The following is a 23,991-nucleotide window of genomic DNA, read 5'->3' as shown; positions in this document are numbered from 1 at the left end:
CTCGAACGAGCCGTAAGGACATGGCACCGTCGGCCGGTCGACACCGTGTCGCGAGCCCGGCCGTAGCTCCTGCCGTCGATTGTCGAGCTCGGCACAGTGCCGACGATGGGGCTGGGCGGGCCATGCTGTGGACCGAACGGCCCATGTCCGGTGACCAGGAGCACCGGAAAGCAGCCGAGTCGGGCCGGCCAGGCCTGCGACAGCGGGACCATCGGGGTCGCGCGTGGGCCGTGTGGCCGCTGACTGCGCGCGGCTGAGGGGCAGAAGGATCAGTCGCAGATCTCGACTCACCCACACCGGTCTGTAAGGAGCCTCGGCCATGCCCAGAACCACAGGCGGCGGAAAGGGGACGGCGCCCACGACGGCGCTCGGCCTTCCCGCCGCCTCCGCGCTCGTGATCGGCAGCATCGTCGGCACCGGGGTCTTCGCGCTGCCCTCCGCCCTCGCCCCGTACGGGCCCATTTCCCTCGTCGCGTTCATCGCCGTCACCCTCGGTGCGCTCGCGTTGGCGATGACCTTCGGGGCGCTGGCCAAGCGCGTTCCGGCCAGCGGCGGTCCGTACGTGTACGCCCGCGAAGCCTTCGGGGAGTTCGCAGGGTTCCTCAACGCCTGGTCGTACTGGATCACGGCCTGGGCCGGCAACGCGGCGATCGTCGTGGCCTGGGTCGGTTACGTCGAGGTGTTCGTGAACACCGGGCACCACAAGTGGATCTCGGTGCTGCTCGCGCTGGTCGGGCTGTGGATCCCCGCCGCGATCAACCTCACCGGCGTCCGGAACATGGGCGCGTTCCAGGTGATCACGACCGTCCTGAAGTTCGTCCCGCTGATCTTCATGGCCACCGTCGGGCTGCTGTTCATCGACGCCCGAAACTTCGGCCCGTTCAACGCCAGCGGCCAGTCGGCGCTCGGCGCGATCTCGGCCGCGGGCGCCATCGCCCTGTTCAGCTACCTGGGCCTGGAAGCGGCCTCCGTCGTCGCCGGCCGGGTCCGCGAACCCGAGCGCAACGTGCCCCGCGCCACCGTCTACGGCACGCTCATCTGCGCCGTCATCTACATCCTGGGCACCCTCGCCGTCTTCGGCACGGTCGCACACGGCAAGCTGGGCGCCTCGACCGCGCCGTTCACCGACGCGGCGAACAGCATCTTCGGCGGCAGCTGGGCCGGCGACATCGTCGCCGTCGCCGCGATCATCTCCGGTATCGGCGCCCTCAACGGCTGGACCATGCTGTGCGCCGAGATGCCGTACGCGGCCGCCCGCGACGGGCTCTTCCCGCAGACCTTCGCCCGGCTGCGCGGCGAGAGCGGGGTGCCGGCCTTCGGCATCGTCGCCTCGACGGTGCTGGCCTCGCTGATCACCGTGTTCAGTTACACGCGCTTCGACGACGTCTTCACCAAGATCGTGCTGCTCAGCGTGCTGACCGCCGTGATCCCCTACCTGTTCTCCGCTGCCGCCCAGCTGTACTGGCTGCTGGTCCGCGGCCGGGAGAGTCTCAGCCCACGCCGCCTCGTCCGAGACGTCACCGTGGCCGGGCTCGCCCTCGCCTTCTCGTACTGGTCGATCCAGGGAAGCGGCTACCGGACCGTCTACTACGGCCTGTTCGTCCTGCTGCTCGGCATCCCCGTCTACGTGTGGCTGAAGCGGGACCAGGACACCTTCGGCGAGGCCACGGCGCCGAGGAGCGCAGCGGCCGTCCAGCGGCCGGAACGGGCACCCGAGACGCCCCCGCCGGCCCAGCGGCTCTCCCGAGGGCTCCGTACGAGCCGTATCGGCGGAACCGGGAGCAACGACCTCCGCCACCACGACTGACCGCCCCCGCACAGAGGAACCTCCGCGATGAACACCTTCCACGTCGACTCCGAGGTCGGCCCGCTGCGCCAGGTGATCCTGCACCGACCCGGGCTCGAACTCTCCCGCCTCACTCCGCGCAACGTCGACGCCCTGCTGTTCGACGACATCCTCTGGGCCAAGCGCGCCCGCGAGGAGCACGACGCCTTCGCCCAGGTCCTGCGCGACCACGGCGCCCGCGTCCACTACTTCGCCGACCTGCTGGCGCAGACCCTCGACGTCGCCGAGGCCCGCGCCTGGCTCCTGGACCAGGTCGTCACTCCCGCCGCCGTGGGCCGCGCCCTCATCGACCCGGTGCGCGAACTGTGCGCCGAGCTGGACGGGGAGACCCTCGCCGGATACCTGATCGGGGGCCTCCTCAAGAGCGACCTTCCGCTCGCCGCCCCGCACAGCCTGGTGTGGAACGCGCTCGGCACCGACGACTTCGCGCTCGCGCCGTTGCCCAACCACCTCTTCCCGCGTGACAACTCCTGCTGGGTGTACGACCAGATGTCGGTCAACCCGATGGCCAAGCTCGCCCGGCGCCGCGAGAGCCTTCACGCCGAGGCCATCTACCGGTTCCACCCGATGTTCGCCGGCGTCGCGCCCGCGCCTCTCCTCGACGGACCTGTCGGCACCCTTGAAGGCGGGGACGTCCACGTCCTCGGCAACGGGGCCGTCATGGTCGGAATGGGCGAGCGTACAACGGCCCAGGCCGTGGAGAACCTGGCCGCCCGGCTCTTCGCGGCCGGTACGACGAGCAGGCTCATCGCCGTCCAACTCCCCGCGGCCCGCGCGTACATGCACCTCGACACCGTGCTGACCATGGTCGATCGCGACGCGTTCGTCATCTACCCCGGCCTTGCGGATTCGCTGCGCTCGTGGACGTTGCGGCCCAGCTCCGAGCGCGAGACGGGCTTCGACGTCACCGCGAACTCCGATCTCGCGACCGCGCTCGCCGAGGCCCTCGACCTGGACAAGGTGCGGATGCTGGCCGCGCCGCAGGACCTGCGCAACGCCGAGCGCGAGCAGTGGGACGACGGCAGCAACTTCCTCGCCCTCGCACCCGGCGTGGTCGTCGGCTACGAGCGCAACGTCACCACCAACACCTACCTGCGCAAGCAGGGCATCGAGCTCGTCACGATCGCCGGGGCCGAACTCGGCCGCGGGCGGGGCGGCCCCCGCTGCATGAGCTGCCCCATCGAACGCGACCCGATCGTCTGAGCTCACGAGGACACCACCATGACCATCGATCTGCGAGGCCGCTCCTACCTGAGCGAACTCGACTTCACCGCCGCCGAGATCCACCACCTTCTCGATCTCGCCCACGACCTCAAGGCCGCCAAGCGCGCCGGCACCGAACAGCCACAGCTGACCGGCAAGCACATCGCCCTGATCTTCGAGAAGACCTCGACCCGCACCCGCTGCGCCTTCGAGGTCGCCGCCGCCGACCAGGGCGCCCGCACCACCTACCTCGGCCCCGGCGACACCCACGTCGGCCACAAGGAGTCCATCGCCGACACCGCCCGCGTCCTCGGCCGCATGTTCGACGGCATCGAGTACCGGGGCTCCGCCCAGTCGATCGTCACCGAACTCGCCGCCCACGCCGGGGTCCCCGTCTACAACGGACTGACCGACACCGCCCACCCCACCCAGAGCCTGTGCGACATGCTCACCATGCGCGAGCGCAGCGCCAAGCCGCTGTCCGACATCGCCTTCTGCTACCTCGGCGACGCCCGCAACAACATGGGCAACTCTCTGCTCTCGATGGGCGCCCTGCTCGGGATGGACGTGCGCATCGCCGCACCCCAGGCGCTGTGGCCGGCATCCGCGCTGGTCGCCACATGCCATGAAGTGGCGGACCGCAGCGGGGCGCGGATCACCCTCACCGAGGACATCGAGACCGCCGTGCACGGCGCCGACTTCCTCCACACGGACGTCTGGGTCTCCATGGGCGAACCGGCCGACACCTGGCGCGAGCGGATCGACCTGCTGCTGCCGTACCAGGTCAACGACAAGACGCTGGCCCTCACCGACAACCCCGATGTGAAGTTGATGCACTGCCTGCCGTCCCTCCACGACCACCGCACCCGGCTCGGCCAGGAGCTGTTCGAGGCGTATGGCCTGAACGGCCTCGAAGTCACCGACGAGGTCTTCTCCTCACCCGCCTCGATCGTCTTCGACCAGGCGGAGAACCGGCTGCACACCATCAAGGCCGTGCTCGTCGCCACCCTGGAGGACTGAAGCCATGCGCATCGTCGTCGCCCTCGGCGGCAACGCCCTGCTGCACCGCGGCGAACGCCCTGACGCGGCTGCCCAGCAGGCCAACATCGACCGGGTCGCCACCGCCCTCGCCGCCCTGGCACAGGAACACGAGCTGGTCATCACTCACGGGAACGGCCCGCAGATCGGCCTGCTCGCCATGGAGAGCGCGGCCGACCCCGCGCTCAGCGCCCCCTACCCGCTGGACCTGCTCGGTGCCCAGACCGAGGGCATGATCGGCTCTCTGCTGGCGCGTACGCTCCACAACGCGCTCCCCGGTCGTCGTATCGCCGCCCTCATCACCCACACCCTCGTGCGGGCCGACGATCCCGCCTTCGGCCGGCCCACGAAGTTCGTCGGCCAGGTGTACTCCGCGTCGATGGCCAAGGCCTTGGCGCGCAAGCTGGGCTGGCACATCGCCCGGGACACCACCGGTTGGCGCCGTGTTGTCGCCTCTCCGTCGCCCGAACGGATCCTGGAGACGGACACCATCCACGAGTTGCTCACGGACGGCGCGCTGGTCGTGTGCGCCGGCGGCGGGGGCGTTCCGGTCATCGCCGACTCCGACACGGGCGCGCTCAGCGGCGTGGAGGCCGTCGTGGACAAGGACCTCACCGCGGCCCTGCTCGCCGAGGACCTGAAGGCGGACTTCCTTCTCATCCTCACCGACGTGCCCTGCGTCTACGACCGCTACGGCACTCCGGATCAGCGGCCGGTCCTCGACGCCACCCCCGGCGACCTGCGTGGCGGCAGGTTCCCGGACGGCTCGATGGGACCGAAGACGGAGGCCGCGGCACGTTTTGTGGAGCGCACCGGCGGTCTGGCGGCGATCGGTGCCCTGGACGCGGCCCACGAGATCGTCCACGGCAGGTCGGGCACGCTGATCCGGCAGGACCTCACTGCCGGCTGACAGCCGGTGGAGGGCGGCGCCCCGCAGCAGCAGGATGCCTCACCGCGAACAGGAACACGGGTGCGGCCGCGGAGAAAGCGAGCGTTGGCGGATCGACGTCGCCCAAGTACGCAACAAAGGACCACAGTTGCGGGAAGAAGTACGAACCGGTCGTCCGCACGCCGGTGAGCCGGGGCACCTGGCCCACCGTCATGGTCAGGGCCACTCCCGCCAGATAGCCGGCGGCGGTGATCAGCGCGGTGGTGGCTTCCGGCCCGACCGACAGCAGCCGGGTGGACCCGAACAGCGCGTACAGCGCGACGGAGGGCAGGATCGCCCACAGTCCGGCGACCGGTGGCAGCCCTGCCACGCCCGCATAGGCCATCACCTGCGGCACGAGGTACGCCGCAACCGTCACGCCGGCCGGCAGGTCGCCCCTCAGCCACGAACGCCGGTAACCGAACAGAGCATCGAGACCGGTACCAGCCGACGCCACCACGACAACCGCCTGCCCGCACCCTGAGCCATGTACCGCCCCTGCCTGGGCCCAGCATCCATGGCAGCGCCATCGATCGCGATACCCGCCCGGCCTTCCCCCTGCCCAGTTCGCCACCTCCAGCCCAACAGGCCTCGCGCACAGGGACGTTCAGCCCCACGGATGGAGACCTTCGGCATCCGGCGCGACGCCAGGCAGCGGACGAGAGTGAGACACGTCAAGGAGACGACGATTCATACATCCCCGAAGGGATCACCATCATGGCCGTGCACGAGGACCCCCACCGGAGCCCGGGCTTCCACCTGTCGGCCGCCTTCCGCCTGCACCGGACCGGCTCCGGCTCCAAGTCCGCAGTGTCGGCACGTCTCGGCACGCACACCGCGCAGGCATACGCCCTCGCCTCCCTGCGCATCCTGACCGGATTCGTCTTCCTCTGGGCCTTCCTGGACAAGACCTTCGGCCTGGGTTACGCGACCACCTCCGGCAAGGCCTGGATCGACGGCGGTTCGCCGACGAAGGGCTTCCTCAGCTCCGTCGCCGCCGGGCCGATGGAGTCGACGTTCCACGCCTGGGCCGGTGACGGGTGGGCGGACTGGCCGTTCATGCTGGGCCTGCTCGGCATCGGCTTGGCCGTCACGGCCGGTGTGGCGCTGCGGCCGGCCGCGGTGGCGGGCACGGCGATGATGGCGCTGATGTGGATCGCCGAGTGGCCGCCGGCCAAGCACCTGTCGAACGGCGCGCCGAGCATGTCGACGAACCCGTTCACCGACTACCACGTGATCTACGCTCTCGCGCTGATCGCCGTGGCGGCCGCGGGCGCGGGCGTCACCTGGGGTCTGGGCCGGCAATGGGCGCGGCTGCCGATCGTCCGCGACCACACCTGGCTGCGCTGACCCCGCTCGCGGCGGGACGGACCTCGCCCCGGGCCCGTCCGCCGACCCGTGTGAGGGGCCCATCGTCCCCGCTGAAGGACCAGCGGCCCCTGCCCTGAAAAACCCCCGAACACGACGCTGGAATCGGGTCCTCTCGGGGCCCCGGTTCAGGAGGTGGAGAACATGCCCCGCACCATCACCGTCGGCCTCGACGGCTCTCCCGAGAGCCGCGCCGCTGCGGAATGGGCGGCCCGCGAGGCGAAACTGCGCGGACTGCCGGTGAAGCTCGTCCAGGTATGGGAGCCCGTCCCGGAGCCCATGGCCCAGGCCCCGCTCCTTGGTGCCGAGACGCACCAGCACTGGACCGAGAGGATCCCCCGCGAGTCCGCCGAAGGTCTGCGGCTGCGTCACCCCGGCGTCGAGGTGACCACCGAACAGCTCACCGGGCGACCCGCCGAAGCCCTGGTCAAGGCGGCCAAGGACGCCGAGATGCTGGTCCTCGGCTCACGCGGCCTGGGCGGGATCGGCGGCTTCCTGGTCGGCTCGGTCGGGCTCGCGGTCGTGGCGCACACCGAGCGGCCCGTCGTCCTGGTCCGTGTCGGCGAGCAGGCCGCGGACGAGCATCAGATGGACCCGGCAGGCATTCCCTCTGCGGCCACGGCGTTCCGGCCCGTTGTCCTCGGGCTCGACGTCGCAAGTCCCGACGAGGCGCTGATCGGGTTCGCCTTCGAGGCCGCGGCGAGCCGTTCGGTGCCGTTGCGGGTCGTGCACGCCTGGAACCCGCCGCCCTACTACGCCTACGGCATGGCCCTGGAGCCCGCGGTCGAGCGGGAGATGGCGAAGGGTGACGCCGTCATGCTGAGCGAGGTGCTGCGCCCCTGGCGTCAGAAGTACCCGGACGTCGACGTCGTGGAGCAGTCGGGCTACGGCAGCCCCTCGCTCCTCCTGATCGACGCCTCCCACGAGGCCTCCCTGGTCGTCGTCGGCCGCCGCATCCGCAGCTCTGCCGTCGGCGTCCACATCGGCACCGTCACCCACGCCGTCCTGCACCACTCCACCGTCCCCGTCGCCGTCGTCGCCCACGACTGACGTACCCCTCCAGAGGAGAGAACAGATCATGAAGGCAGCGGTCGTACGAGCCTTCGGCGAGCCCCTGGTCATCGAGGAGCGCCCCGACCCCGAACCCGGCCCTGGCCAGGTCCGCATCCGCGTCGAGGCCTCCGGCCTGTGCCACACCGACATCCACGCCGCACACGGCGACTGGCCCGTCAAGCCGACCCCGCCCTTCGTCCCCGGACACGAAGGCGTCGGCCTCGTCGAGAAGCTCGGTGAGGGCGTCACCCGTCTGAGCGTGGGGGACCGGGTCGCAGTGCCGTGGCTCGGGAAGGCCTGCGGGCGGTGCGAGCACTGCCTGTCCGGCTGGGAGACGCTGTGCGAGCAGCAGCTCAACACCGGGTACGGCTGCGACGGCGGACACGCCGACAAGATGCTGGCCTGGGCCGACTTCGCCCAGCCGGTGCCCGAGGGCGTCTCTCCCTTCGACGCGGCCCCCCTGACCTGCGCCGGCGTCACCACGTACAAGGCCCTCAAGGTCGCCGACGTCCGGCCCACCCAGCTCGTCGCGATCTCCGGCGTCGGTGGCCTCGGCCACCTCGCCCTCCAGTACGCCAAGATCGCCGGTGCCACCGTCGCGGCCATCGACGTCACCGACGACAAGCTCGAACTCGCCCGCGAACTCGGCGCCGACCTCGTCATCGACGCCCGCAAGCAGGACGTCGGCAAGGAGCTGAAGAAGCACGGCGGAGCCCACGCCGCGATCGCCCTCGCGGTGAACCCGGCCGCGTTCGAGGCCGTCAACTCCGGTCTGAGGCGCGGCGGAAAGCTCGTCATGGTGGCCCTGCCGGCACACGGCACGATCCAGGTGCCCATCTTCGACACCGTCCTCAACGGCACGTCCGTCATCGGCTCGATCGTGGGCACACGGCAGGACCTCACCGAGGTCTTCCAGCTCCACGCCGCCGGCCGGACCAGGATCATCTACGAGACCCGCTCGCTCGCCTCCGTGAACGAGTCCATCGACGCCGTGCTGCGCGGCGACATCAAGGCCCGGATCGTCTTCGACCTGGACGCGGGAAGGTGAGCACGATGGAACTGCCCCTGGTCGTCGGCGTCGACGGCTCCGAGCCGAGCCTGCGCGCCGTCGACTGGGCGGCCGACGAGGCCGCCCTGCGCGGGCTGCCGCTGCGAGTGGTGTATGCCTCGCTGTGGGAACGGTACGAAGGCACCGCACTCGCGGACGATCTCGGCAAGCCCTCGGACCAAGTGATGGCCGAGGACATCGTCGAGACCGCCGCGCGTCGGGTCCGTACCCGGCAACCCGACGCGAAGGTCACCATCGACGTGCTGCCCGAGGAACCCGAGTACGCGCTGGTACGGGAAAGCCGCAGCGCCGCTGCCATGGTCCTGGGCTCACGCGGCCGGAGCAGCCTCACCGAGGCGCTCCTCGGCTCCGTCAGCGTGACGGTGGCTGGGCATGCGCACTGCCCCGTGATCGTGCTGCGCGGCAGCCACGACAACCGGGCCGTACCCGGCAGGCACGGCCGCATCGTCGTGGGCGTCGGCGAGGAGCCGGCGGACGCGGCGGCGATGCGATTCGCCGTCGAGGAGGCACGGCGCCGAGGCGTGCCGCTGGAAGCCGTCCGGGCCTGGCGCTGCCCCGCGCACGAGACGACCGACCACCCCTTGCTTGCCGGCGAACCGGCCCGGCTGCACCAGGAGAAGGCAGCGGAGGTGCTGGAAGCGGCTTTGCGGGACGTCCCGGCCGACGTCGAGGTGCACCGACGTACCGTCGAGGGCCATGCCCGCCAGGTCCTGCTCGGCGCCTCGGCCGACGCCGACCTGCTGGTCGTCGGGGCCCGGCGCCGCGAGGGCCACTACGGCCTCCAGCTCGGCCGCGTCGCCCACGCGGTGCTGCACCACGCCACCTGCCCCGTCGCCGTCGTACCGCACCGGGCGTGAGCGCGATGACCGGCTTACAGGCTCGCCGCGTGATCGGGGACGTACGTCTGCAGATCGCGCGGCGGCCGCTCGTAACCGGTCGACGGCGGCCGACGCGGCAGTTCCAGAACCGGTGGGGGCACGTCGTGGTAGGGAACCGAGCCGAGCAGGTGGGCGATCATGTTCAGCCGCGCCCGGCGCTTGTCGTCGCTCTCCACGACGAACCAGGGCGCCTCGGAGATGTCCGTGTGGATCAGCATCTCGTCCTTGGCCCGCGAGTACGCCTCCCAACGGGTGATCGACTCCAGGTCCATCGACGACAGCTTCCAGCGCCGCAGCGGGTCCTCCAGACGGCGCCGGAACCGCTCCTGCTGCTCTGTGTCGCTCACCGAGAACCAGTACTTGCGCAGCAGGATCCCGTCCTCCACCAGCATCCGCTCGAAGATCGGGCACTGCCGCAGGAAGAGCTGGTACTCCTCCTTCGTACAGAAGCCCATCACGTGCTCGACACCGGCCCTGTTGTACCAGGACCGGTCGAACAGCACGATCTCCCCTGCGCCCGGCAGGTGCTCGACGTACCGCTGGAAGTACCACTGGGTCCGCTCGCGCTCCGTCGGCTTCGGCAGCGCCGCGATCCGCGCCACCCGCGGATTGAGATGCTCGGCGACCCGCTTGATGGTCCCGCCCTTGCCCGCCGCGTCCCGCCCCTCGAAGATCACGACCAGCCGGGCGCCCTCCGCCCGCACCCACTCCTGCAGCTTCACCAACTCCGTCTGCAGGCGCAGCAGTTCCTTCTCATACACATCGCGCGGCAGCTTCGCCGCCTTCTTACCGGTCATGCCGCCTCCACCACCGACGACTCACGGAGCCACTCCCGACCACGGTAGGCCCCCGACTGCAAAGGAACTCCTCACCATGACCGTACGCGTCGGCATCAACGGCTTCGGCCGCATCGGCCGCACCTGTCTCCGCGCGGCCCTCGACCGCGCTGAGGCGGGCACCCAGGACGTCCACGTCGTCGCGATCAACGACATCGCCCCGCCCGCCACCCTCGCCCACCTCCTGGAGTACGACTCGACGTTCGGGCACATCGGACGCGAGGTCATCCACGACGACAGTTCTCTCACCGTCGACGGCCGGCGTATCGCCGTCACCGCCGAGCGCGACCCGGCCGCCCTGCACTGGTCCGACTACGGCGCCGACATCGTCATCGAGTCCAGCGGCCGATTCCGCGACCGCGACGCCGCGGCCCTGCACCTGAAGGCAGGCGCCCACACCGTGCTCCTGTCGGCGCCGGGCAAGGGAGCCGACGCCACCATCGTGATGGGCGTCAACGACCACACCTACGATCGGCACAGTGATCGAATCATCTCGGCCGCCTCCTGCACCACCAACTGTCTCGCACCGATGGTCAAGGTGCTCGACGAGAACTTCGGCATCGACCGCGGCCTGCTGACCACCGTCCACGGCTACACCAACGACCAGTCCGTGCTCGACAGCCCGCACAAGGATCTGCGCCGCGCCCGCTCGGCGGCGCTGAGCATCATCCCGACCAGCACGGGCGCCGCCCGCGCTGTCGGCCTCGTGCTGCCGGAGCTGGCCGGCGCGCTGGACGGGATCGCCGTCCGGGTGCCCGTGGAGGACGGTTCGCTCACCGATCTCACGGTGGTGCTGAACCGCGAGGCCACGGCGGACGAGATCAACGCCGCCTTCGCCGCGGCGGCCGAGGGCCCGCTGAACGGCATCCTGCGCGTCTCGACCGCGCCCATCGTCTCCCGCGACGTCATCGGCGACCCGGCCTCCTGCGTCTTCGACGCCGCGCTCACCCAGGCAAACGGCACCTTGGCCAAGGTCTTCGGCTGGTACGACAACGAATGGGGCTACGCCAACCGGCTGCTGGACCTGACGGAGCTGGTCTCCGACTGACCGTAAGCAGCCCGTCGGCGTAAGCTTCCGATGGCCCTTACAGCTTGAGGCTGAACCAGGTCGTCTTCCCGTGGTCCATCGGCCGCACGCCCCAGTCGTCGGCGAGGGCGCGGACGAGCAGCAGGCCGCGCCCGGACTCCTCGTCCTCCGCCGCGAGGCGCGGTTGGGGCAGGTGGGGGCTGCGGTCGCTGATCTCCACGGTGAGATCGGTGTCCGTGCGGCACACGTGCACCCCGATGGGGCCCTGGGCGTGCTGTACGGCATTGGTGAGGATCTCGGAGAGCAGGAGGAGCGCGTCGTCCGTCGTGCCCGCGCAGCCCCACGTACTCAGTGCCTTGGCGAGGAATGCGCGGCCCGTCGGTACGGATTCCGGCGCGGAGGGCAACTCCGTCGTGGCCGTGGCGAGCGGAGCTGCGGGCAACTGCGTCAGGAGCAACGTGACGTCGTCGTGGCCGTCCGCGTCGGGCAGCAGCGTCGACAGGACATGGTCGGCGGCGGTCTCCAGGTCGGGCAGCGCGGTCGGGAGCTCGTCCAGGGTGGCGACGAGCTGGGTGAGCTTGTCCTCGATGTCGGTGCCGGGGGTTTCTATCAGACCGTCGGTGTAGAGCACCAGGGTGGCGCCGGGCTCGATGGTGCTGCAGCACTGCTCATAGATCACCCCACCGACACCGAGGGGGGCGTTCACGGGTGCCGGAACCGTTCGGGTGGGGGCACTGGGGACGGCGACGAGAACCGGCAGGTGGCCGGCGGAACACACGGTCACCTCACCGCTGTCGGCGGCGATGACCAGATAACAGCAGGTGACCAGCTGGTCGGGAACGTCGAGATCGGCGACGACGGTATCCATCGCCTGCATCAGTTGTCGCGGCTGGAGCCCGGTCTTGGCCAACGCGTGTGCGGCAGAGCGGAGTTGGCCCATGACGGCAGCGGCCTCGAGACCCCGGCCCATCACGTCACCGATCAGTACGCCCACTCGGCCGGCGCCCAGGGGTATCAGGTCGAACCAGTCGCCGCCGACGCCGGCCCCCTGGGTCGCGGGCCGGTAGCGGCTGGCGGTGGCGAGGCCGGGGATGGCGGGCGGCGTACCCATCAGACTGCGCTGCAGGGTCAGGGCGATGTGCCGCTGCTGCTCGTACAGTTCCGTCAGTTCCGCCTCGGCGCGCTTGCGGTCGCTGATGTCCCGGACGATCGCGCACGCACCGGCGACGGCGCCGTCTGCTGCTCGGGTCGGCCACAGGGTGATGTCGACGTCCAGCAACTCTCCGGAGCGGGTGAGCCGCAACGTCTCGAAGTGCTCGACCTTCTCCCCCTGCCGCAGCCGCTCCAGCAGCGCGGTGATCTCGTGCTTCCTCGAGGACGGTGCCAGCACGGACACATGCCGGCCCAGGACGTGGTCCGCCGTGAACCCGTACAGCCGCTGCGCCGCGGCGTTCCAGTAGGTGATGCGGCCGTCGAGGGTATTCGCGAGGATCGCGTCCTGCGAGGATTCCACGAGCGCGGCGAGCTCGTTGATGCGCTCTTCGGCGGCTTTGCGTTCGCTGACGTCGCGTACGGCGGCGGAGACGAGGAGGCCGTCGGTGGTTTCGAGGGGGCTGAGGCTGATTTCGACGGGGAACTCGGTGCCGTCCTTGCGCAGGCCGTACAGGTCGAGTCCGGCGCCCATGGGGCGTACTTGCTGGTTGTGGGCGTAGCTGTTGCGGTGTGCGGTGTGGTGGGTGCGGAAGCGGCTGGGGACGAGGAGTTCGACGGGGTGGCCCAGGAGTTCTTCGCGCCGGTAGCCGAAGAGGGCTTCGGTCTGGGCGTTGACGAGCCGGATGGTGCCGGTGTCGTCGACGATGACCATGGCGTCCGGCGCCGCCTCCAACAGCCCCCGGAACCGCTCCTCGGCGGCTTTGCGTTCGCTGACGTCGCGTACGGCGGCGGAGACGAGGAGGCCGTCGGTGGTTTCGAGGGGGCTGAGGCTGATTTCGACGGGGAACTCGGTGCCGTCCTTGCGCAGGCCGTACAGGTCGAGTCCGGCGCCCATGGGACGTACTTGCTGGTTGTGGGCGTAGCTGTTGCGGTGTGCGGTGTGGTGGGTGCGGAAGCGACCGGGGACGAGGAGTTCGACGGGGTGGCCCAGGAGTTCTTCGCGCCGGTAGCCGAAGAGGGCTTCGGTCTGGGCGTTGACGAGCCGGATGGTGCCGGTGTCGTCGACGATGACCATCGCATCCGGCGCCGCCTCCAACAGCCCCCGGAACCGCTCCTCTGCGGCGCCCGGAACACCGACGGGGGCCGAAGCGCCGCACCGGCACGCGCCAACATCCACCATGGAGGCGGGATCGGGTGGTGCTGTGTCGATCAAGTCGTTCATTCGCGTCCTCGCCCACAGGCTCACTTCGAGACAGGTCATCCCAACGCAAGCTGCGCCATTGTGCCGTGAGAAGTCGTGTAGTGGTCCCGGGTGCCCGAACTTGTCCGCACACGACAAGCGCGGTGACCGCTCCGTGGCGGCGTCCGTCCGGTCATTTCACTGCCAGAGCGGCGATCCACGGACACGCGCAGCGGGGAATAAGGGCCGACCGGCCCTCGAAGGGCCTCCGCACAGCCCATGGGATCCCTTCGTGATCCGCCCGATGCTCGAAGGGACGAGAGCCTTGAAGGAGGACCGACCATGGCGGACGAGACACTCAGCCGGCGACCCGCTCACGCCCTGCTCGCTGACGGCACCACCGTGTGCATCCGTCCCGTGACCCCGGCCGACCACGACCAGGTGCAGGGGCTCTACGAGGAGATGTCCCCGGAGAACCTCCGTCTCCGGTTCTTCTCGCTGAGCCCGCGGTCCGCCGCTCTGGCCGCCGACCGGGCCTGCGCTCCGGCGCACCCCGGCTACCGGGCCCTGCTGGCCGAGACCCACGGTCAGGTGATCGGACTCGCCGAGTACGACACTGCGGGTGAGAAGGACGAGGCAGAGGTCTCCATCGCCGTCTGCGACGGCCTGCACCACCGCGGAGTGGGCACCCTGCTCGTCGAGCACCTGGTCTCCGCCGCCCGCAACGACGGCATCACCACCTTCACCGCCGACGCGCTCAGCGAGAACCACGAGATACTCCAGCTCTTCGCCGACCTCGGCCTGCGCACGGCCCGCCGGTTCGAGGGACCCGAGGTGCGCTGCACCATACGGCTGGACTCGGACGACGCCTATCTGTCGGCCGTGGAGGCACGGGGCCGGGCCGCCGACGTGGCCAGCCTCGAGCCGCTGCTGCGCCCGAACGTGGTCGCCGTCGTGGGCGCCGGACGCAAACCCGGTTCCGTGGGCCGGGCGATCCTCCACCACCTGAAGGCGGGCGGCTACACCCACCGCCTGTTCGCTGTGAACCCGAGCGTGCATCACATCCTCGGCGTGCCGTCCTACCCGTCCGTCGGCGACCTGCCCAAGACCCCGGACCTGGTGGTCGTGGCCGTCCCCGCCGCGGCGGTCCCGGCTGCGGCCGAGGAGTGCGGCAAGGCCGGTGTCCGGGCGCTGCTCGTCGTCACCGCAGGACTCGACGCCGGCCAGGCGCAGGCGCTGCTGGCCACCTGCCGCACCCACGGCATGCGCCTCGTGGGGCCCAACTGCCTCGGCATCTCCAACACCGACCCCGATCTGCGTCTGGACGCCACGTTCGCCGCCGACCACCCGCGCCCCGGGACGGCAGGCGTCGCCGTGCAGTCCGGCGGGGTCGGCATTGCCCTGCTCGACGGGCTGTCCCGGCTAGGTATCGGCGTCTCGTCCTTCGCCTCCCTCGGCGACAAGTACGACGTCAGCGGCAACGACATGCTGCAGTGGTGGGAGTACGACCGCCGCACCGAACTCGCCCTGCTGCACCTGGAGTCCTTCGGTAGCCCACGCGCCTTCTCCCGTACCGCCCGCCGCGTCACCCGCCGCATGCCCGTCCTGACCGTGGACGCAGGTCGTACCGAGGCGGGCCGCCGTGCCGCGGCCTCGCACACCGCGGCGGCCGCCACCCGCACCATGACCCGGCAGGCGCTGTTCACCCAGGCCGGCATCACCGCCACCAGCTCGGTCGGCGAACTGCTGGAAACCGCAGCCCTGATGCACTCCCAGCCGCTCCCCGCGGGCAGCCGGGTCGCGATCGTCACCAACGCGGGTGGTGCCGGGGTCCTCGCCGCGGACGGCTGCACAGAGGCGGGACTCTCCTTGCCGCCGCTCCCTTCTGCGGTGATCGATGACCTGCTCGCCGTGCTCCCGCAGGGCGCCGCGGTCGGCAATCCCGTCGACGCCACCGCCGCCGTCGCCGAGGACCAGCTCGCCGACTGCCTGGACCGGCTGATGCATCACCCGGGCATCGACGCGGTCCTGGTGGCTCTCGTGCCCACGGCGGTCGCCGTCGCAACCGGTGACGACCTGATCAGAGCCCTCACCGATGCCCCTGCGCACCGGGCCAAGCCGATCGCCGCGGTACGCCTCGAACAGGATCTGCCGGTCAAGCTGCTGCCCGCCGCCGACGGCGGCACGATCCCCTCCTATGCCGAACCTCAGGCTGCGGCACGGGCGCTGGCCCACGCCGCACGCCGCGCGGCCTGGCTCGCCCGGCCCGTAGGCACGGTCCCGGAACTCGACGGCGTCGACACCACGCGTGCCCAGGAGATCACTGCCACCTTCCTGGCCGCGCATCCGGACGGCGGCTGGCTCGACCCGCGCACCTGCGCCGACCTGCTGACCTGCTACGGCATCCCACAGATCCCGTGGGCGTGGGCGCAGACCGAGGACGAGGCCGTCCTCGCGGCCCAGCGGCTCCGCGGCCCGGACGGCCGGGTGGTGATGAAGGCCCACTGGCCGGGTCTGGTGCACAAGAGCGAGCAGCGTGCCGTACACCTCGACCTCCAAGGCGATGCCCAAGTCCGGGCCGCCTTCCGGGACTTCGACACCCGGTTCGCGGGGCTGCTCACCGGTGTGGTCGTACAGCCGCTGGCCGCGCGCGGCACCGAACTGTTCGCCGGTGTCGTCCAGGACGAGGTCTTCGGCCCGCTCGTGCTGTTCGGGCTCGGCGGCACCGCGACCGAGGTCCTGGGCGACCACGCTGCACGACTTGCCCCGCTCACCGACCACGACGTGCACGACCTGATCACCGCGCCTCGCTGCGCGCCGCTGCTCTTCGGAGCCCGCGGCAGCGGGCCGGCCGATCTCGAAGGCCTGGAGCAGCTGCTCCTGCGCCTGTCCCGGATGGCGGCCGACCTGCCGCAGCTCGCCGAAGTCGACTTCAACCCCGTGCTCGCGACCACGGCCGACGTCTCCGTGCTCGACGCGCGGGTGCGGCTGGTGCCGCGTAGCCCCCAGGACCCCTATCTGCGCCGGCTCCGCTGAGGAGGAACCAGAGATGAAACACAACAAGATCGGCTCCGTGATGACCACGGACGTCGTCCGCGCCTCGTACGGCACCCCCTTCAAGGAAGTGGCACGGCTGCTGGCTCACCACAGGATCAGCGGAATGCCGGTCGTGGACGAGGACGAGAGGGTCATCGGCGTCATCTCCGAGACCGACCTGATCGCCCGACAGGCCGAAACGCCCGACCCCTATGAGCCGAAGCGTCGCCTCCCGGCCCTGGCGTTGACGCGCAACGGAAGGCAGCGGGCCGCGAAGGCGGCGGCCCGCACCGCCGGCCGGCTGATGACCGAACCGCCCGTCACCGTGCGCGCCGAGGCCACCATCGTCGAGGCCGCGCGGACCATGGTCCAGCGGCGCGTGGAGCGGCTGCCGGTCGTGGACGAGGAGGACCGGCTCGTCGGCATCGTCACCCGCCGGAACCTGCTCCAGGTCTTCCTTCGGCCGGACACGGAGATCCGCGACGAGGTGGTCGAGGAAGTCCTTGTTCGCGCGCTGTGGCTGCCCACGCGGAGCGTCGACGTATCCGTGGTGGAGGGTGTGGTCACGCTAGCCGGCCAGATGGAGCGCAAGAGTGAGACGGAGATCGCAGTCTCCATGACCAAGCAGATCGACGGCGTGGTCGCTGTGGTCGACAACCTCACCTACCGCCTGGACGACAGCCACGTCCAGCCTGCCCAGCCGGCTCTGCACGGCGTGGCCGATGACTGGCTGCGCAGGCTGTGAGGAGAGGCGGACCGCCATGACCGGCAAGGTCCTGGTCGCGTACGGGACCACGAACGGATCGACCGCGCAGATCGCCGAGGCCGTCGCCCAGGTCCTGTGCAAGGAGGGGCTGACGGCCGAGGCCCGGCCCGCACCGTCGGTGACGAGCATCGAGATGTACGCCGCTGTAGTGGTCGGGGGCGCGCTGTACGCCGGGCGCTGGCACAAGGACGCGCGCGGCTTCGTCCGCCGCCACCGCCGCGTACTGGCCGAACGCCCACTGTGGTTCTTCAGCAGCGGGCCGCTGGACGCTTCGGCCTCGGAGCGGAACATCCCACCCGTGTCCGGCGTGCGGCGCGCCATGGACCGGCTCGGCGTCAGGGAGCACGTCACCTTCGGCGGCTGCCTCGAGGAGGGTGCGAGGGGCCGAGTCGCACGGATGATCCTCCGCAACGGCAAGGGTGGTGACTTCCGCGACTTCCCCGCGATCGAGGCCTGGGCGCAGCGGATCGCAGAAGAACTGACGGCTGCTTAGCTTCCCTGGTGTCATACGCTCGCCAGACCACCTCCACCCCCCACCACCAAGCCGCTGCAACGGCTCGAACCGGCCGTCAGTCAGCGACAGAACTTCCTTGCCGTGGACCGCCTGCGCCTTACGGCACGATGACCACGGAACGACATCCTCAAGCACCGAAACCCGCGGGTACTCCACCCGCCAAGGCCGCAGCGCGTCGGCCGGCAGTTGCACTTCGTGGTCCTCCCGAGTGGCGCGGTCCTCCTCGGGAATGCCCGAAGCACAACCCGGCGGCGCAGGACGGAAGTTCCCAAGCGTGGACGGCGTGCAGCCGTACGCCCCGGACCTGAGCGACGCCGAAGGCGAAGTCGCTGGCCTGGTCCGCCGGGTGACGGGCGTCGATCCCGAGGGTGAACTGTGCGGCGCGGCGCGCCGGAGCTGTGGCACACGGGTGACCCGCTCTCACGCCTCCTACCGTGCCGACCGCGCCAGGACCGGCGCAGGGGCCGAATGGACCCGGGAGAGCCCTTGCGGCCCATACCTGGCGGGTCACCTCAGGACGACGCTGGCAGTAAGGAGCAGACCAAGCGCAGGAGGTGCGCACCATGCTGTCGCCCGTCATCGCCGGAGTGGACGGATCGGCCGAGAGCCTCGCCGCCGCGGGGTGGGCCGCCCGCGAGGCGCTGCGTCGTGACCGACCGCTGCGGCTGGTGCACGTCTGGGACTGGCACCCGCGCGGACACGACGGCGAGCCGGCGAACGCCGCGCAGCGGCATCTGGCGCGCCGGGTCCTGCGGCAGGCGGAGGAGCGCATCCGCAGCGCCGTACCCGGCGTGCTCCTCACCGACGAGCAGGTCGAGGGCCCGGCGACCGCGGCCTTGCTGAAGGCCGCCGAACAGGCCGACCTGCTGGTGCTGGGCTCGCGCGGCCTCAGCGGCTTCACCGGCCTTCTCGTCGGCTCCGTCGCTCAAGGCGTGGTCGCCAAGGCCACCCGTCCCGTGGTCCTCGTACGGGCAGAGGAGGAGGCCGAGGACGAGCACCTCCCGGCGGATGAAGGCAGCCCGTCCACCCGCACCGGCTACCTCGATGTGGTGCTCGGTATCGACGTCGCCGACGCCTGCGACGAGGTGATCGAATTCGCATTCGAGGAAGCCCGGTTGAGGCGAGCTCGGCTGCGTGTCGTGTACGCCTGGCAGCCGCCTTCCGCGATCAGTCTCGGCCCCGGCGACATCGCTCTGGTCAACGATCCGCAGCGGGCAGAGGAATGGAAGGGGTTCCTGCACGCGGTGCTGGCGGTGTGGCGGGACAAGTACCCCGACACCGATGTCCTGGAGTCCGTCGTGGAGGGCAAGGCCTCCACGGCACTGGTCCGGGCCGCCTCCGCGGCGAGTCTCCTCGTCGTCGGCCGTCGCCTGTCCGAGCGGCCGACGATTGCGCGCATCGGTCCCGTCACCCATGCCGCCGTCCACCACGTCGGCTGCCCGCTGGCCGTCGTGCCCCACGCGTGAGAGACCGGAGAGCGCGATGAGCACACCGACGAAGTACGTGTACGCATTCGCCGAGGGCAGCCGGGAGATGGCCGACCTGCTCGGCGGCAAGGGAGCCGGCCTGGCCGAGATGACCCGGCTCGGGCTGCCCGTACCGCCGGGCTTCACCGTCACCACCGAAGCCTGCAGGGTCTGTCTCGCCACGGGGGAGGAGCCGCCCGAACTCGGCATCGAGGAAGCACGTGCGCTGGCCGGCCTGGAACGGGCCATGGGACGTACCCTCGGTGCACCCGACGATCCGCTCCTGGTGTCCGTACGCTCCGGCGCCCGCTTCTCCATGCCCGGCATGATGGAGACCGTCCTCGACATCGGCCTCAACGACCAGTCCGTCACCGGCCTCGCCAAGGCCTCCGGTCAGGAGCGGTTCGCCTGGGACTCCTACCGGCGGCTTGTGCAGATGTTCGGCCGCACCGTGATGGGTGTGGACGGTGATCTGTTCGAACAGGCCATCGCCGCGCACAAGGCGCAGCGCGGGACACGCGACGACCACGATCTTGATGCCAGGGAACTCGCCTTCCTCACCGAGGAGTTCAAGGCGATCATCCGCCGCGAGACGGGTGAGGACTTCCCCCAGGAACCCGTTGAACAGCTCCAGCGCGCCATCCGCGCCGTCTTCGACTCCTGGAACGGCGAACGCGCCCGTGTCTACCGCCGTCGCGAGCACATCCCCGACTGTCTCGGCACCGCCGTCAATGTCCAGGCGATGGTGTTCGGCAACCTCGGCCCCGGTTCCGGCACCGGCGTCGCCTTCACCCGTGACCCGGCCACCGGCGCCCGCGGCATGTACGGCGACTACCTGCCCGACGCCCAGGGCGAGGACGTCGTCTCCGGAGTCTGCGACGCCGTTCCCCTGAGCGAGCTGAAGATCCTCGATCCCCGCTCGTACGTCGAGCTCGGAGATCATCTGCGCATGCTGGAGAACCACTACCGGGATCTGTGCGACGTCGAGTTCACCGTCGAGCGGGGCCGGCTGTGGATCCTGCAGACGCGGGTCGGCAAACGCACCGCTGAGGCCGCTTTCCGCATCGCCCACGACCTGCGTGAGGAGAAGACGATCACGGCTGACGAGGCGCTGGCCCGAGTCGACGGTGCCGAGCTGACCCGGCTGATGTTCCCCCGCTTCGACACCACCCCCGCCGACGTGCCCCTCGCGCACGGCGTACCGGCCTCACCGGGCGCGGCGGTCGGGATCGTCGTCTTCGACTCCGCCGAAGCCCAGCGCCGAGCCGCCGCCGGAGAGAAGACGATCCTCGTACGACGTGAGACGACCCCCGACGACCTGCCCGGAATGATCGCCGCAGAGGCCGTCCTCACCAGCCGTGGCGGCAAGACCAGCCACGCCGCCGTCGTCGCACGCGGCATGGGCAGGGTGTGCGTGTGCGGGGCCGAGTCGCTGACCGTCGACCCGGTCGCCCGCCGGCTCACCACGGACACCGGGGTCGTCGTCCGCGAGGGCGACACCGTGTCCGTCGACGGAACGGCGGGCACCGTGCACCTCGGCGCCCTGCCGCTCACCGCCTCCGACGTCGGTCGCGCGCTGGAGACCGGTGAGAGCACCGGCCCGCTGACCAAGTCGGTCCTGGCAGCCCTCGCGCACGCGGACTCCGTCCGCCGCCTGGACGTGCGGGCGAACGCCGACACACCCGAGGACGCCCAACGCGCCCGCGCCCTCGGTGCGCAGGGCATTGGCCTGTGCCGCACCGAGCACATGTTCCTCGGCGACCGCAGGAAGCTGGTCGAGGCGATGATCCTGGCCCGCGACGACACCGCCCGCGAGGAGGCCCTCGCGGCGCTGCTGCCGCTGCAGCGCGAAGACTTCATCGGCATCCTCGAAGCGATGGACGGGTTGCCTGTGACCATCCGGCTCATCGATCCACCGCTGCACGAGTTCCTGCCCGACCGCACCGCGCTGGCCGTCCGCCTGGCGCGCGCCACCCACCCGGACGTCCACGACCGCGAGCTGCTCGATGCGGTCGAGCGCCTGCATGAGCAGAACCCGATGCTGGGCCTGCGCGGCGTCCGGCTCGGACTGGCCGTGCCCGGCCTCATGGCCATGCAGGTCCGCGCGATCGCCGAGGCCGTCGTCCAACGGCTGCGCGAGGGCGGCCGGCCGCGCGCCGAGATCATGATTCCGCTCGTCGCAACGGCCGAGGAACTGCGGCTGGCCCGGACGGAGACCGAGCGCGTGCTCGCCGAAGTCGGGGCCGAGACGGGTGAGGGCCTGGACCTCCCGATCGGCACGATGATCGAACTGCCCCGCGCGGCCCTCACCGCGGCACGCATCGCCGTAGCCGCCGACTTCTTCTCCTTCGGTACCAACGACCTCACCCAGACGACCTGGGGGTTGTCCCGCGACGACGCCGAGGCGTCCTTCTTCCCCCTGTACCTGGAGAAGGGCATCTTCGCGGTGTCGCCGTTCGAGACGATCGACCAGGAGGGCGTCGGCAGGCTCGTGGAACTCGCGGTCGGGGCCGGTCACGCCGTCAACCCCGAGCTGGAGACGGGGGTGTGCGGCGAACACGGCGGTGACCCGGCATCCATCCATTTCTTCCACCGGATCGGCCTGGACTACGTGTCCTGCTCGCCGTTCCGTGTCCCAGCCGCCCGGCTGGAGGCGGGACGAGCAGTCCTCAGGGAAATCAGAGAGCCGGGCGTCAGCGCGCTTCTCGCGGACCCGGGACGGATGCCGAGGGCGATGCAGCTCAAGTTCAACGTGATCAAGAGGGCCTGAGCGCCCCTGCACCGCCGGAACTGGCTCCCGGAGCGCGGGACGATGTGACGGGCGGCGTTCTCCCGGCAGCATCGAACGCGCGTCCGTGGAGCCTGGGTACTCGCCACGTGAGCCGAAGGCGCGTGGTGTGAGGAGGGCGCGATGGAAACACAGCAGCTGGACGCGAAGACCGCCGCTGCGCTGGTCGCCGAGGCCGTGCTGGCCCCTTCCATGCACAACGCGCAGCCATGGCGCTTCCGCTACGTGGCTCGTGATCATGCTCTTCTGCTGCTTGCTGATCTCGACCGGGCCATGGCTCGATCCGACCCAGGGAATCGGGCATTGCACATCGGATGCGGAGCGGCACTGTTCAATCTCCGCGTCGCCGCGGCCCATGCCGGATTCACCCCGGTGGTCCAGTTGCTGCCGGATCCCGCGGAGCCGCTGTTGCTCGCCGCTGTCCGGTTGGGCGAGGCACGTCGTCCGACGACGGACGAGGACGCCGTTGCACGCCTGCACCCCGTGATCCCTGAGCGGCACACCAGCCGGCATCCCTTCGACGAGAAGGACATCCCGGAGGACGTACGGGCTGCCTTGCAGAGAGCAGCCGACCTGGAGGGAGCCGAGCTGCTGTTTCCCGGCCCCTGGCACGTGGAGACCGTGCTGGACCTGGTCCACGACGCGGAGAGCCGAGACGCCCTGAATCCCGAGGGCATGGAGGATCTGCACCGCTGGACCCGGCTCGGCCCGGAGGCGGACATCGCCACCGACGGCGTTCCGGAGTACGCGTTCGGGCCCCGGATGCGGGACGGCAAGGCCCCGCTGCGCGACTTCGCCGGACGCCGCCCGGTGGCCGACCGCGGCGCCACCGCCTTCGAGAAGAACCCGCACCTGGCTCTGCTCAGCACACCGGGAGACGCCCCCGCCGACTGGCTGCGCGGAGGCCAGGCGCTGGAACGCGTCCTGCTGGAGGCGACCCTGACAGGACTCGCCACCTCCCTGACTTCCCACGCCCTGGAGAGCCGGGACCTGCGCCTGCTGGCCCGTGATCCAGTGGTCGGCCGAGGCCACGTCCAGATGGTGCTGCGCCTCGGCTATGGGCCGCAGGGTCCCGCCACGCCACGCCGCCCTGTCAGTGACGTCCTCGAAGTCGTCTAGGAATCGGGCCCGGGACCGGCGATCTCCAGCCGAGTGCGCGGACCTGGCCCCTGGCGTAGTGCAAAGGGCGGGGCAGGGTCTGCCGGACGAGTGATGGATGGGCGATCGGCTCCGTGAAGCAGAGAGACGTCCCTCCGGGGATGATCAAAGCTGTGAGCCCAAGACGAGCTGCGCGCTGCCGTCGGCCAGGCGGTAGCCCAGGCCCACCACGGCGGCCTGACCTGCAGTGGTCACCGACCGTCTCGAAGACCCGCAGAACCTGATCGGCGCCCGTCATCTCCAGGAAACCGTTCACGGAACCCAGGGCTGTGTGAGGTAGTCCATCGCCCCGTCGACCCGCGCAATCAACCCATGACCGACCACGGCCGTCCCGACCGAGGGAACATCATCCACGGCGCTTGCCAAACCGTCTCACCAGGGGCTGGGGCTGCAGAGCTCCGCGGAGCCTGTCCGCCGCCGTCAGTCGTCCCGTTCGAGGCCAGCGTGACACACCGGACCAGCACACGGCCTTCACCGCAGACGGCGCTTCGTAGAGCGGGGCGTCGGCAGAGCCCCGGGGTCGGTCGGCCTGGGAGCAGGGACATCCGGCCCCTGCCTGCGCCGCTTCCTCATGAGTTCACTGACGGTTACAGGCGTCGACCGTGTCCCGTCGGCGCTGCGCCGTGCGCACACCGCTGCCGCCCTGGTTGAGGCCGCTGCACGGCTTTGACCACAGTCGGCCGTT

The 23,991-nt window shown here is 70.6% G+C and carries 18 protein-coding genes; 15 read left to right on the top strand and 3 right to left on the bottom strand.

Annotation, left to right across the window (positions count from 1 at the left end; translation table 11 throughout):
- Positions 1-319 precede the first annotated feature (319 nt).
- The 4 genes from ACZ404_RS09260 to ACZ404_RS09245 are packed head-to-tail and all read left to right on the top strand — an operon-like array spanning position 320 to position 4,997.
- Positions 320-1,807 carry an APC family permease gene (locus ACZ404_RS09260; protein ID WP_468437568.1) on the top strand — a complete coding sequence of 496 codons (1,488 nt, stop codon included), beginning with the start codon at positions 320-322 and terminating at the stop codon, positions 1,805-1,807.
- A 27-nt stretch (positions 1,808-1,834) separates the two neighbouring features.
- Positions 1,835-3,049 carry an arginine deiminase gene (locus tag ACZ404_RS09255; protein ID WP_468437566.1) on the top strand — a complete coding sequence of 405 codons (1,215 nt, stop codon included), beginning with the start codon at positions 1,835-1,837 and terminating at the stop codon, positions 3,047-3,049.
- Positions 3,050-3,067: 18 nt separating this feature from the next.
- Entirely contained in the window at positions 3,068-4,069 is a 1,002-nt protein-coding gene (gene argF / locus ACZ404_RS09250; RefSeq protein ID WP_468437564.1) for an ornithine carbamoyltransferase, read from the top strand.
- 4 nt (positions 4,070-4,073) lie between these two features.
- Entirely contained in the window at positions 4,074-4,997 is a 924-nt protein-coding gene (locus tag ACZ404_RS09245) for a carbamate kinase (protein ID WP_468437562.1), read from the top strand.
- On the opposite strand, the gene ACZ404_RS09240 is transcribed toward ACZ404_RS09245, so the two are convergent.
- Complete coding sequence (locus ACZ404_RS09240; RefSeq protein ID WP_468437560.1) at positions 4,984-5,475, bottom strand: SulP family inorganic anion transporter; 492 nt, start codon at positions 5,473-5,475, stop codon at positions 4,984-4,986. The genes ACZ404_RS09245 and ACZ404_RS09240 overlap by 14 nt on opposite strands.
- Positions 5,476-5,732: 257 nt before the next feature.
- Between ACZ404_RS09240 and ACZ404_RS09235 the strand changes: the two genes are divergently transcribed.
- The 4 genes from ACZ404_RS09235 (at position 5,733) to ACZ404_RS09220 (ending at position 9,362) form a co-directional block, all read left to right on the top strand.
- Positions 5,733-6,365, top strand: coding sequence for a hypothetical protein (locus ACZ404_RS09235; protein ID WP_468437558.1), 633 nt, complete (start codon positions 5,733-5,735; stop codon positions 6,363-6,365).
- A gap of 162 nt (positions 6,366-6,527) precedes the next feature.
- Positions 6,528-7,433, top strand: a complete 906-nt coding sequence (locus ACZ404_RS09230; RefSeq protein WP_468437556.1) for a universal stress protein — start codon at positions 6,528-6,530, stop codon at positions 7,431-7,433.
- Positions 7,434-7,461: 28 nt separating this feature from the next.
- Positions 7,462-8,484 (top strand): alcohol dehydrogenase AdhP, encoded by a 1,023-nt coding sequence (gene adhP / locus ACZ404_RS09225; protein WP_468437555.1) that lies wholly within the window; start codon positions 7,462-7,464, stop codon positions 8,482-8,484.
- Between the two features lie 5 nt (positions 8,485-8,489).
- Positions 8,490-9,362: a universal stress protein gene (locus ACZ404_RS09220; RefSeq protein ID WP_468437553.1), complete on the top strand. Its 873-nt coding sequence runs from the start codon at positions 8,490-8,492 to the stop codon at positions 9,360-9,362.
- Positions 9,363-9,376: 14 nt separating this feature from the next.
- On the opposite strand, the gene ppk2 is transcribed toward ACZ404_RS09220, so the two are convergent.
- The gene (gene ppk2, locus ACZ404_RS09215; protein ID WP_468437551.1) at positions 9,377-10,180 is read right to left on the bottom strand and encodes a polyphosphate kinase 2; all 804 of its coding nucleotides are present in this window, start codon (positions 10,178-10,180) and stop codon (positions 9,377-9,379) included.
- Positions 10,181-10,256: 76 nt separating this feature from the next.
- Here ppk2 and gap point away from each other — a divergent pair, with 76 nt between their 5' ends.
- Positions 10,257-11,267: a type I glyceraldehyde-3-phosphate dehydrogenase gene (gap, locus tag ACZ404_RS09210; RefSeq protein WP_468437549.1), complete on the top strand. Its 1,011-nt coding sequence runs from the start codon at positions 10,257-10,259 to the stop codon at positions 11,265-11,267.
- A 37-nt stretch (positions 11,268-11,304) separates the two neighbouring features.
- Here the strand turns inward: gap and ACZ404_RS09205 are convergent, their stop codons facing one another.
- Positions 11,305-13,620, bottom strand: a complete 2,316-nt coding sequence (locus ACZ404_RS09205) for a SpoIIE family protein phosphatase (RefSeq protein ID WP_468437547.1) — start codon at positions 13,618-13,620, stop codon at positions 11,305-11,307.
- Positions 13,621-13,920: 300 nt separating this feature from the next.
- On the opposite strand from ACZ404_RS09205, the gene ACZ404_RS09200 reads away from it, so the two are divergent.
- The 6 genes from ACZ404_RS09200 (at position 13,921) to ACZ404_RS09175 (ending at position 23,267) form a co-directional block, all read left to right on the top strand.
- A complete protein-coding gene (locus ACZ404_RS09200) occupies positions 13,921-16,614 on the top strand; it encodes a bifunctional acetate--CoA ligase family protein/GNAT family N-acetyltransferase (protein WP_468437545.1) in 2,694 nt (897 codons plus the stop codon).
- Positions 16,615-16,627: 13 nt separating this feature from the next.
- A complete protein-coding gene (locus ACZ404_RS09195; protein WP_468437543.1) occupies positions 16,628-17,359 on the top strand; it encodes a CBS domain-containing protein in 732 nt (243 codons plus the stop codon).
- Positions 17,360-17,375: 16 nt separating this feature from the next.
- Entirely contained in the window at positions 17,376-17,873 is a 498-nt protein-coding gene (locus ACZ404_RS09190; RefSeq protein ID WP_468437541.1) for a flavodoxin domain-containing protein, read from the top strand.
- 584 nt (positions 17,874-18,457) lie between these two features.
- Positions 18,458-19,360, top strand: coding sequence for a universal stress protein (locus ACZ404_RS09185; RefSeq protein WP_468437539.1), 903 nt, complete (start codon positions 18,458-18,460; stop codon positions 19,358-19,360).
- 16 nt (positions 19,361-19,376) lie between these two features.
- Positions 19,377-22,130, top strand: a complete 2,754-nt coding sequence (gene ppdK, locus ACZ404_RS09180; protein ID WP_468437537.1) for a pyruvate, phosphate dikinase — start codon at positions 19,377-19,379, stop codon at positions 22,128-22,130.
- A gap of 141 nt (positions 22,131-22,271) precedes the next feature.
- Complete coding sequence (locus ACZ404_RS09175) at positions 22,272-23,267, top strand: Acg family FMN-binding oxidoreductase (RefSeq protein WP_468437535.1); 996 nt, start codon at positions 22,272-22,274, stop codon at positions 23,265-23,267.
- The last annotated feature ends 724 nt before the right edge of the window (positions 23,268-23,991 follow it).

Source organism: Streptomyces sp. NPDC030798 (genome assembly GCF_055572275.1).
This window is presented reverse-complemented; position numbering and strand designations above follow the sequence as displayed.